The sequence below is a fragment of the Moorena sp. SIO3I6 genome, from assembly GCF_010672095.1.
The window spans coordinates 1-2,362 of the sequence record NZ_JAAHHU010000727.1 but is presented as its reverse complement, the minus strand read 5'-3'; the positions used below and the strand labels follow the sequence as shown (position 1 = coordinate 2,362).

Below are 2,362 nucleotides of genomic sequence, written 5' to 3'. Positions count from 1 at the left end.
GTTATATTCTCACCAATGCCCATGTAGTCGATAGTGCGGATAGTGTTAATGTAATCCTCAAAGATGGTCGCCAATTTAAAGGGACAGTAGTGGGAAGCGATCCCTTGACAGATGTAGCTGTGATCCAGATCGAGGCAGAAAACTTACCTACCGTTGCTCTCGGTGATTCTGATCAACTCACCCCAGGAGAATGGGCGATCGCAATTGGTAATCCCCTTGGTTTAGATAGTACTGTAACCACTGGCATCATTAGTGCTACGGGTCGTTCTAGCTCTCAAGTCGGTGTTCCTGATAAGCGAGTGGAATTTATCCAAACCGACGCTGCTATTAACCCTGGTAACTCCGGTGGACCCCTGCTCAATGCCTCCGGTGAAGTGATTGGCATGAACACAGCCATTATTCGGGGTGCTCAAGGATTAGGATTTGCCGTTCCCATTAATACGGTGGAAGAAATTGCTGAACAACTAATTGTTGATGGTAAAGTAGAACATCCTTACTTGGGCATCCAGATGGTAACCTTAACCCCAGAGGTTAAACAACAGATCAACAGTAATCCCAATGCTGGGTTGATGGTTGATGAAGAAAAAGGGGTATTGATTGCCAAAGTAATACCTAATTCCCCAGCTGCCAAAGCAGGATTGCGTGCGGGTGATGTGATCCGCAAAATCAATGATCAGCCAGTCAAAGATGCAACAGAAGTTCAGAAGTCTGTGGCTAAAACTAAAGTAGGTAGTGATTTAATCCTAGAGTTGCGCCGCAATCAACGAGATACCAAATTGACTGTGCGACCTGGTGCTTTTCCCACTGGTAAGTAGTAGTTGAAAGCATTAAAATCAAGTTCGGTTAATCACTTTAGTTATCAGGCTTTCGATCACATCAGCATTCAGCTGACTGCTGAATGCTGAATGCTTACTTATTGACTAATGAGTAATTAACCAGATTGGCATATTAGACATAGCTTTGCCAGCTCTGCCCTGTTAAGGACTGGGTGGCTACTGCCTCCTGCAGCCCCGTTTGATTCATCAGCCAGATCTCATTTTGTCCAGTGGTGCCATTACGCAACAGGACATCGTCAAAACCATTACCGTCAAAGTCCATAGTACCACGAATTTCCCACTCACCGCTGATTGGTAGTGAGGCAATCAACACTGACTCTACGTACTCACTACCTTCCATGCGCCAGTAGTAGACATCTTGGTTTTGAGTATTACGCCACAGAATATCCGCGTCACCATCGTTATCTAAATCTCCAGCACCTTGCATCTGCCATAGACCGTCTTCTGCTACCAGCAAATTCTCACCATTATTCTGTCTGGTAATGGAAACTCCCTGATCCAGCTGCGTACCATTCATCAACCAAACCCCATTTTCTCCGGTATTGGTATTACGCCAGAGAATATCTTCTTCTCCATCACTGTCGAAATCTCCCGTGCCACGAATTTCCCAGTTGAGGTCTGATACCTGGCTGCTAGATGCTGTGCTTTTGAACTCAGAGCCTTCCATTAGCCAGAAGCTCACATCTCCGGTATTAGTATTACGCCAGAGAATATCCTTTTGCCCATCGCCGTCGAAGTCTCCAGCACCACGCATCTCCCAGGGACTATCAGCTGATTCCGCTTGAATTGGATTTGACTGATCCAACTCAGTGCCATTCATGATCCAGGCAAGATTGCTTCCAATCTGAGAATTACGCCAAAAAATATCCGCAGAAGAGGCAACATCCTCAACAGGAGTAACGTTAATGTCAACAGTAGCCGTCTTAGTAGTCAGACCATTATTTAACTCATAGGTCAAACTGTCAGCTCCATTAAAGCCATTGTTAGGAGTGTAAATTACAGAATCATCACTGAAGTCTCCAGCAGTGCCATTGTCATCCACTACTGCAGTACCATTGCTGGGACCATTAACAATGGTCAGAGTGCTGTTTCCGTTAATACCAGTGTCATTTGCTAAAACATCAATGGTTACCGCTGCATTTTCTTCAGTAGTAGCGGTGTCATCTACTGCAATCAGACTGTTCTCGTCAACAGCAGCAGCAACGTCAATGTCAACAGTAGCGGTCTTAGTAATCAGACCATTGCTTAACTCATAGGTAAAACTATCAGCTCCACTGAAACCATCATCAGGAGTGTAAATCACAAAATCATCAGTTAAGTCTCCAGCAGTGCCATTGTCATCCACTACTGCAGTACCATTATTGGCATCAGTGACAATAGTCAGAGTGCCGTTTCCGTCAACATCAGTGTCATTTTGTAAAACATCAATGTTTACCGCTGTATCTGGTTGAGTGGTAGCGGTGTCATCTACTGCAATTAGACTGTTATAGATCGGAAGAGCATGATAACCACGGCTGTAGTGATGA

Annotated in this window: 2 protein-coding genes; one reads left to right on the top strand and one right to left on the bottom strand. The window is 44.9% G+C overall.

The window, feature by feature from the left end; translation table 11 throughout:
- Positions 1-815 (top strand): HhoA/HhoB/HtrA family serine endopeptidase (locus F6K49_RS41925; RefSeq protein ID WP_293107188.1); only part of this gene is annotated, 815 nt, incomplete at its 5' end.
- A 133-nt stretch (positions 816-948) separates the two neighbouring features.
- On the opposite strand, the gene F6K49_RS41920 is transcribed toward F6K49_RS41925, so the two are convergent.
- On the bottom strand, positions 949-2,362 hold a 1,414-nt coding region (locus F6K49_RS41920; protein ID WP_293107185.1), incomplete at its 5' end, for an Ig-like domain-containing protein.